This window comes from Nostoc sp. CHAB 5715, from assembly GCF_020829685.1.
Taxonomy (GTDB): Bacteria; Cyanobacteriota; Cyanobacteriia; order Cyanobacteriales; family Nostocaceae; genus Nostoc.
Map to the genome: position 1 here is coordinate 1 of NZ_JAIVFR010000285.1, position 7,750 is coordinate 7,750.

General features: G+C 43.6%; 10 protein-coding genes. 1 reads left to right on the forward strand and 9 read right to left on the reverse strand.

The window, feature by feature from the left end:
* Positions 1–520: 520 nt before the first annotated feature.
* From LC574_RS17045 to LC574_RS17070, 6 genes are all read right to left on the reverse strand, one after another.
* On the reverse strand, positions 521–739 hold the full coding sequence (locus LC574_RS17045) for a type II toxin-antitoxin system HicB family antitoxin (protein ID WP_229454608.1): 219 nt from the start codon (positions 737–739) through the stop codon (positions 521–523).
* Positions 740–873: 134 nt separating this feature from the next.
* Positions 874–1,185, reverse strand: coding sequence for a HigA family addiction module antitoxin (locus LC574_RS17050; protein WP_229454609.1), 312 nt, complete (start codon positions 1,183–1,185; stop codon positions 874–876).
* Between the two features lie 223 nt (positions 1,186–1,408).
* Positions 1,409–1,645 carry a 2Fe-2S iron-sulfur cluster-binding protein gene (locus LC574_RS17055; protein WP_069073076.1) on the reverse strand — a complete coding sequence of 79 codons (237 nt, stop codon included), beginning with the start codon at positions 1,643–1,645 and terminating at the stop codon, positions 1,409–1,411.
* Between the two features lie 372 nt (positions 1,646–2,017).
* Complete coding sequence (cobQ, locus tag LC574_RS17060; RefSeq protein WP_229454610.1) at positions 2,018–3,496, reverse strand: cobyric acid synthase CobQ; 1,479 nt, start codon at positions 3,494–3,496, stop codon at positions 2,018–2,020.
* 12 nt (positions 3,497–3,508) lie between these two features.
* Entirely contained in the window at positions 3,509–3,709 is a 201-nt protein-coding gene (locus LC574_RS17065) for a hypothetical protein (protein ID WP_229454611.1), read from the reverse strand.
* A gap of 166 nt (positions 3,710–3,875) precedes the next feature.
* On the reverse strand, positions 3,876–4,280 hold the full coding sequence (locus LC574_RS17070) for an Npun_F0494 family protein (protein WP_229454612.1): 405 nt from the start codon (positions 4,278–4,280) through the stop codon (positions 3,876–3,878).
* Between the two features lie 194 nt (positions 4,281–4,474).
* Here LC574_RS17070 and LC574_RS17075 point away from each other — a divergent pair, with 194 nt between their 5' ends.
* A complete protein-coding gene (locus LC574_RS17075; protein WP_229454613.1) occupies positions 4,475–4,912 on the forward strand; it encodes a peroxiredoxin in 438 nt (145 codons plus the stop codon).
* A 308-nt stretch (positions 4,913–5,220) separates the two neighbouring features.
* On the opposite strand, the gene LC574_RS17080 is transcribed toward LC574_RS17075, so the two are convergent.
* From LC574_RS17080 to LC574_RS17090, 3 genes are all read right to left on the reverse strand, one after another.
* A complete protein-coding gene (locus LC574_RS17080) occupies positions 5,221–5,619 on the reverse strand; it encodes a hypothetical protein (RefSeq protein WP_229454614.1) in 399 nt (132 codons plus the stop codon).
* Between the two features lie 35 nt (positions 5,620–5,654).
* Positions 5,655–6,542, reverse strand: coding sequence for an ABC transporter permease (locus tag LC574_RS17085; protein WP_229454615.1), 888 nt, complete (start codon positions 6,540–6,542; stop codon positions 5,655–5,657).
* 147 nt (positions 6,543–6,689) lie between these two features.
* Positions 6,690–7,709 (reverse strand): ABC transporter ATP-binding protein, encoded by a 1,020-nt coding sequence (locus LC574_RS17090; RefSeq protein WP_229454616.1) that lies wholly within the window; start codon positions 7,707–7,709, stop codon positions 6,690–6,692.
* Positions 7,710–7,750 lie beyond the last annotated feature (41 nt).

The window sequence follows — 7,750 nt, forward strand, 5'->3', positions numbered from 1 at the left end:
TAAGATGCTTCCGAAAAAGCCACACAAGGTTTTATTATCTCAAATTTTTGATAGAATATCCTCGCTGGGGCGTATTCACGCTCCTAAGCCTTCTGTCACCACTTCATAATTGGCGAAGGTATTGTAACTAAAAGGAAGGATATACCAAGGAATAATAATCTCAATACTGGATTTTTATTATTAGTTTTAATTCGACAAATATTTTTCAGACGATAGCTAGTTTCAATTCCAAATCTTTTTCGATAATCTTGATAAATGTACTCTAAAGTTGTGTTGATCTTATAGGTAACATAGGCAAAGTATTGAACTCCATACTTATTAACCTTCCCCTTTCTATATTTACAGATAATCCATAAATCAAAGGTGACTGAATCATCTTTACTCCTTGTGATTGTATAATTGGAATAATTATGAAAGAGACTTTATCTCATGACGTTGATGTTCAGTTTGATAATGGCAATATAGAAACTGTGAATTTGCTGAATCTTTTTTATGAAAGTCTTTTTGGTAGTTAAATTCTTTATGATCCAGCCTCATAAGATGGTTCTGGAAGTGGATCACCTACAGCTTCATAAGCAATAATTAGAGACTCTAAGGCTTCAATTCCATTTGCCACAGCCAACTCGTAAGTATCCCCATGAGTCCGCCAGCGTTGTCCTGGAAAATCAGGGAATCCTACTAAGAAGCAATCATCTTCCTCAGACCACTGAATTACCATTTGGTACTTGAATTTATTCATGTTGACGAAGCATTTGCTTCAGATCCCTAACTTTCTTTGGCATTAATTTTCTCAACAGATGCGATCGCCACAGTAATAAACAATGTGTCAAAGTTTCTTGCTATCTATCCAAAAAAATCGAAGATTCAATTTTTTTATGCCTTGACTTGTTTTAACTCAGGTAATATCCGGGGTGAAATAGTTGCCTGAATTTCTTCACCCATTTTTTCTTCAGCTAGTCTAAGCTCATAATTTTTTTGTAAATTCATCCACAACTGGGCACCAGTACCAAACCATTGCCCTAACCGTAATGCCGTGTCAGCAGTAATTGCCCGTTCACCATTAATTATTTCAGTAATGCGATTTGTTGGGACATGAAGGATACGTGCTAACTCACTTGCGCTCATCTGCAATTCATGAAGCTCATCAGCAAGAATTTTTCCAGGATGGATAGGTGGCCGTGCCATGTTATTCTCCTTTAAGTTAGTAATGGGAGATATTATGCGTTACGTAACTCATAATGGAATCGATCTACAATAGCACAATTAATATCCGCATAAGGACTTCCAAATAAACAAATAATTAATCGTTTTGGTAAGCAGGGGAAGAAGAAATCAGATAGTCGTATTGGATACAGGAATTGAGTAATTTAATTTTTGGAAGTTCCATAGCATACTAACAGGGGCGACATTACCAAGTTGGGTCGCTAAACAAATTAATCGTCAATTCCTCGCGTGGTGGTACTGCTGTGATACAAGCACGGATGATCTCTCCATCCTCTAATTCCACAGTGCAAGCGTGACAAGACCCCATCAGACAACCGGTGGGAATAAATACCCCAGCCCGGTCTGCTACATCTAATAGGGCTTCTCCCACTTCGGCATCTACTGTGACATCATCTGGTAAAAAGCGGACACGAACAATCATTAGTCATTGGTCATTGGTCATTGGTCATTGGTCATTGGTCATTGGTCATTGGTCATTAGTCATTGGTCATTAGCAAATGACTAATGATACTGTGAGCGAAAAACAATACCTTCGCAATTTACGAGGGTGAGTTGATATCTCAGGTCCTTTTCTCCGATGCTTGGCAAAAACAATAAGTCATAAAAATTACTTCAAGGTTGACCGCAAGGTTTTTTTAACGGATTGCCCACAGGATAAAGGGTTTGAGAGTTCAAGCTACAAAGTCAAGCTCAACGCTTATGTATGGGTTGTTTTGCCAGTTTTGCCCAAATTTTTGTAGCCTCTTATTTTGGCAAAGGTATTGAAAAAATGTGTGATTTTTATGCACTTAGTTTAAGACAAAAATGGAGTTAAGTCTAAATGGCTTTCTACTTCAGTGGCTAGGGAGTCTAAAATCTGCTCTCGCTGTTCTCGGTAGTTGGCAACTCCGGTGGGTAAAGATTTTAAACCGCGCTGTTGACGGAGGCGATTTAACCAAGCGCGTCGCCAAGGGCCGTTGTCAAAAAGCCCGTGGAGGTAACTTCCCCAGACTGATTGACAACTATCCACTAATCCTAAATTAATATCGTCAAATAGGGCATGGTACGATTGAGGGTCTACACCTTGCTGTTCGATGCGCGATCGCCCTTGGTGAATTTCAAAGCCATTTACTGGCAAGCCTGGTTGCGGATAATTTGAGCTAACTTGGCGCTGGCGGGCGATTTTTTGTCCGGTAATTACAGTTCTGATTGGTAAAAGATTTAACCCCTGATACCTGCCTGCTTGTCCCTCTATCCCTTCTGGATCAGCGATGATTTGACCGAGCATTTGATACCCACCGCAGATACCTAAAACCGTTCCCCCAGAAGCAGCATAGTGTTGGATAGCTTCTGCCATACCGCTTTTTTGCAGCAGTAGCAAATCGGCAATTGTGGTTTTTGTACCTGGAATAATTACGGCATCAGGATGTCCCAAATCTTGCTTTGGACTTAGATATTTTACTGAGACAGTGCTTTCTGATTCTAGTGGGTCAAAGTCGGTAAAATTGGCAATTCTGGGTAAGCGGATGACAGCTATGTTGAGGTCAGCTTGGGCTTTATGAGATTCACGTTCTAGCAAATCAAGGGAGTCTTCTGCTGGCAACACTTGTTGTAAGTAGGGTATAACACCGATAACGGGGATACCTGTACGTTCTTCTAACCATTTTATCCCCGGTTCTAGGAGCGATCGCTGTCCTCGAAACTTATTAATTACTACACCTTGAATTAAGGCGCGTTCATCTGGTTCTAATAACTCTAAGGTTCCCACTACATGGGCAAAAGCACCACCCCGGTCAATGTCAACCACTAACATCGTTGGCGCATTTAAATGTTTTGCCACCCGCATATTAGTTAAGTCACGGTGCTTGAGGTTAATCTCTGCTGGACTACCGGCACCTTCACAAACCACCATGTCAAATTCTGTTCCTAAATGCTGTAGCGATTCTTCAATTGTCCGCCACCCCAGTTCAAAATATTGCTCGTAGTAATCTGAGGCACTTACTTTACCAACAGACCTGCCTTTAATAATTACTTGGGAAGTCATATCCCCTTGAGGTTTGAGTAAAATAGGGTTCATTTCTACCCAAGGCACGACTCCTGACGCCCAAGCTTGCACTGCTTGGGCATAGCCAATTTCTCCACCATTGGCAGTGACATAAGCATTTAAAGCCATATTTTGACCTTTAAAGGGAGCCACTCGCCAGCCACGCCGCGACAGAATGCGACAAATAGCTGTAGTTAAAAGTGATTTCCCTGCATGAGATGTTGTCCCCACCACCATAATTGATTTCATAGTTGTTATTCGTTAGTTTTTCAGGATACAGGGTGAATTTTTAGGAGCGAACAAGAGGCGATCAAGGGGAGATGAGGGAGATGAGGGAGATGAGGGAGATGACGGAGATGAGGGAGATGAGGGAGCAGGGGAGGCAGGGGGAGCAGGGGAAGCAGGCGAAGAAAAACTATTGATTATTGACCAATTCCCAATGCCCCATGCCCCATGCCCCATGCCCCATGCCCCATGCCCCATGCCCCATGCCCCATGCCCCATGCCCTATGCCCAGCATCACAAATTTCAATTAGATAATTATGGTAAAGACTTCATGAATAGATGTGACGTTTCCGTATATATTGTTCCCTTTGATTCCCTAATCCTAACTTTTTGGTTTTTTATTCTAAAAAGGTATCCGCAACCAACGAATCACAGCATCGGATAAACGATCGCGCCATGAAGGTGTCCGCCAATTTTTTCCCTGATATTGTTCTACCAACTGGCGACCCAAGGGAGTGAGGCGAAAACTATCTGTAATCCCCTGACCATCGACTTCGCGGCGCAATACACCCACTTGGATCAGCCAGCCCAAGGCGTTGTCACAGGCTAATTCTGATAAAGGGCGTTTAGTATAGCCCTGTTTGAGGCCATTTTCTAGTGCGATCGCAGTTAATGACACACTCTGGTGTCCCATGACTTCAAATAAAGATAAATTGAAGGGCGAACACACTAGCGATCGCTCGGCTCTCTCTACTGTGCTTTGAGGATAGACAAAAATATTTGGGTTTTGGGAATCAACAACAGGCATTGTGTATGGGTAGTAATTTTTCTTTTGATAAATATTAATGTAAAAATATATTTTTTCTTGTAGCAACTACCTCATTTAAGCAAAAATTGGTTACTAAAGTATAGTTATGCTATTTTTTAGTAATTATATTTAATGATTATAAATTAATGTAAAATTTCAAGTGCATCAACAATCTGAAACAGGAAAGGTTAATTATGCCTCTAGCAGTTGGTACGGATGCACCTGCATTTACCGCCAAAGATACAAACGGCAACACAGTTTCGTTATCTGATTTGAGGGGAAAGACGGTTGTTTTGTATTTTTACCCCAAAGATGACACGCCAGGTTGCACCAAACAAGCCTGTAGTTTTCGGGATGCCCAGGCTCAATATCAAGGTAAAGATATTGTAATTTTGGGAGTCAGTGCTGATGATGAAGTCTCTCATCAGGCATTCACCCAAAAATATGATTTGAATTTTCCCTTACTGGCTGACACCGACAAATCCCTCATCAAAGCTTTCGATGTGGATGGCGGCGGTTATGCCAAGCGCGTCACCTACGTAATTGACCCCAACGGCAAAATTACCCATGTTGACACGAGTGTAAATACCACTACCCATGCTAGCGATGTTTTAGCTGCACTTGGGCTGTAGTTTTTTACCTGAATCCTTACGGATTTTTTAAACAGTCTCAGCCCCAAGCCTAATAGTCTGTCAAGTTTAAATTGATGGGTCAACAAGTTCGTAGTGAGTTAGCGCGGTCTTCTCCCAAAGGGAGACGCCAAAGGCGATAGCGCAGCGTTAGCGAGTCTGCGAGCGTCTGGGGGTTTCCCCCATCAGCGACTAACTTTCCCGTTGGGTAAAGACTTTAGTCCTCATTTTCTAAGCACTGAAGTGCTTACTACAAACCCTCAAAATTAGCTTAGACATTGCACTACAGGCTTGGGGTTCTTTGTTTGAATTCAGTTACCTGATTGTGGTGTAACCGATGGCGGCGTAGCTGATGGTAGTGTAAACAATGGCAAACTGCGGGTTGGTTGCTGTTGTTGACCTTGAATTAGTTTTTGTTGCCTTGCTTTAAAGGCTGCTGCGGCTGAGTCTAGTTGTTGGTTCTGTTGGTCAGAATTCCAGTTGAGAGTCCCAAAATTCGCCCGATGAATCAGGTCAAACATGTTGAAGTTGTCTGAGTTCGTGCGGGAGAAGGGATCGGTATTTTGGTCTGTTGTACTATTACTGGGAAAAGAATCTGCTGGGCTGCTGATTTGAGCCGAACTTGGTTGAGCCATGATCAAGGAAGCAAAGCTAATTCCTGCCACGGTAGCGACAATGAGTCTAGGAATTTGTAAAAATGATTTTTTCATGGATTTTGACCCTAAAATTGCTCTATTTTATCTCTTTAAGTGAGAGTTCGCCGTAGTTGGGGTTGAATACTCAGTAACGCGACAACGGCAAAGCCAAATAGTACCAGCAACGCTCCCCCGAAGGTAACATCACCCCAAGGAGCTTGCATTACTACGCTACCTAGTTCCCAACTACTGTGGAGATAGAGATAGCGAATGGGTTCGATCGCATAGCTGAGAGGATTCAGGGTAGCCACAACCTGCAACCACTGAGGCATGAAGGATAGAGGAGCTAAAGCTGTACTCGCAAACAATAATGGTAGGTTGGTGACGAAAATCACTGCAATCAATTCAATGTGTCCGGGTAGAGCGAAAGCTAAACCAAGGGAGATGGCTGTCACACCCAAAGCTAAGAGGAAGACAATTAGAGCGATCGCACATAAGCCCGTTGCATCCGGTAGTCCAGCGCCAATAAAGGCTGCTGCTGCAACAATCACGGCTGCTTGCAGCAAACTTTGGCTGATGATAAAGATTGCTGAAGCAAAGACAATGGAAAACCGTGATGCTAACGGTGCTACCAGCAAACGATTCAAAAAGCCGAACTCGCGGTCAAACATTACGGGCAAACCAGCATTCAGCGCCCCAGCAAAGGCTGTAAACACGATTACTCCAGCAGCCAAAAATTGTCCGTAATTTGCCGTACTGCCGAACAATCCCTTGGGTGCATTTTGAAATAAAGCACCAAATAGCACCAACCACATCACTGGCTGAATAATTCCGGCAATCAATGTGGAGGGACGGCGTTGCAATTCAATAAACAAGCGACGAGTTAAAGCCAACGTCTCTTGTACCAATTCACCGAAAAAGTTAGGTGCAGCATTAGCATCTGCTTGTGGCGATGCTAACGGCTGCCAATTGATATCAGATTTAGGAGTAACGCTCATAAATAATTGGGGAGTGGGGAATCGGGAATTGGGGATTGGGGAGTGGGGAGTGGGGAGTGGGGAATCGGGAATTGGGGATTGGGGATTGGGAATTGGGAATTGGTAAATATCTCCATGCCCTATGCCCTATGCCCCCTGCCCCATTCCCTATCTCATATTCTGCTTTTTCTCAACCTTGGGATCGCGAGTGGCAACGGCTGCTAGTTCTGCATCCATCAGTGTGCGTCCTGTAGCGGCGAGGTAAACATCATCGAGGCTGGGGCGAGATTGGGCTATGCCAAATATGGGCAAGCCAGCAGTATTCAGTGCTTGCTGTATGTTAATCAGAACATCGTTCTGAGGTGTCACTACCAAGTTAAGGGAATTACCTTGAGCGCTGTTGATGATCACTTCTTGCACAAATGGCAAAGGTTGCAAGAGGTTTTTGGCTTTTTCGGCTTCCTCAATAGACGAAAACTCGCGGATTCGCAAAGTAATGCGATCGCCCCCTACTTGATCTTTTAATTGCGAAGGTGTGCCACTGGCAATCACAACGCCGCGATCTATAATTGCCACGCGATCGGCTAAGGCGTCAATCTCTTCTAAGTAATGGCTGGTAATTACTACCGTTGTCCCAGAGGCGCGTAATTTACGCAGGAAATCCCATACCACAAATCTAGTTTCTATGTCAAGTCCCACAGTTGGCTCATCCAACACCAAAACATCCGGTGCATGGAGCAACCCAGCAGCCAAGTCTAGGCGCTTGCGTAAACCGCCAGAGTAGGTTCCTGTTTTTTTATTGGCGTATTCTTGCAAACCGAGTAAATCTAATACAGTCTCAATGCGCTGTTTGGCTACTGCGCCTGGGAGGTGATAAAGTGCGGCTTGCAGTTGCAGCAGTTCTCTTCCAGTCAGCACCTTACCTATAGCGACTTCCTGAGCTACGTAGCCTAGTCGTTGTCTTGCCACTCTCGGATTATCTAATACAGAGATGCCAGATACTTCGATTTTGCCAGCATCCGGTGTGGTAAGTGTACATAAAGCACGCAAGGTAGTAGTTTTACCAGCACCGTTGGGGCCAAGTAAACCAAAGATTTCTCCTGGTTCTACCTGAAATGAAACATCCTGGACGGCAACCACTGTACCGTAACGTTTTTGCAGATTTTGAATTAAAACGGCGGGAGCCATGACAGATGATCCCAAATTATACAAATCTCAATAAAGTCTAT

Coding starts and splice junctions, on each gene's coding strand:
- LC574_RS17050 (WP_229454609.1), bottom strand. CDS start 1,185: ATGGCACGGCCACCTATCCATCCTGGAAAAATTCTTGCTGATGAGCTT.
- LC574_RS17065 (WP_229454611.1), bottom strand. CDS start 3,709: ATGGGGCATGGGGCATGGGGCATTGGGAATTGGTCAATAATCAATAGT.
- LC574_RS17080 (WP_229454614.1), bottom strand. CDS start 5,619: ATGAAAAAATCATTTTTACAAATTCCTAGACTCATTGTCGCTACCGTG.
- LC574_RS17070 (WP_229454612.1), bottom strand. CDS start 4,280: ATGCCTGTTGTTGATTCCCAAAACCCAAATATTTTTGTCTATCCTCAA.
- LC574_RS17055 (WP_069073076.1), bottom strand. CDS start 1,645: ATGATTGTTCGTGTCCGCTTTTTACCAGATGATGTCACAGTAGATGCC.
- LC574_RS17090 (WP_229454616.1), bottom strand. CDS start 7,709: ATGGCTCCCGCCGTTTTAATTCAAAATCTGCAAAAACGTTACGGTACA.
- cobQ (WP_229454610.1), bottom strand. CDS start 3,496: ATGAAATCAATTATGGTGGTGGGGACAACATCTCATGCAGGGAAATCA.
- LC574_RS17045 (WP_229454608.1), bottom strand. CDS start 739: ATGAATAAATTCAAGTACCAAATGGTAATTCAGTGGTCTGAGGAAGAT.
- LC574_RS17075 (WP_229454613.1), top strand. CDS start 4,475: ATGCCTCTAGCAGTTGGTACGGATGCACCTGCATTTACCGCCAAAGAT.
- LC574_RS17085 (WP_229454615.1), bottom strand. CDS start 6,542: ATGAGCGTTACTCCTAAATCTGATATCAATTGGCAGCCGTTAGCATCG.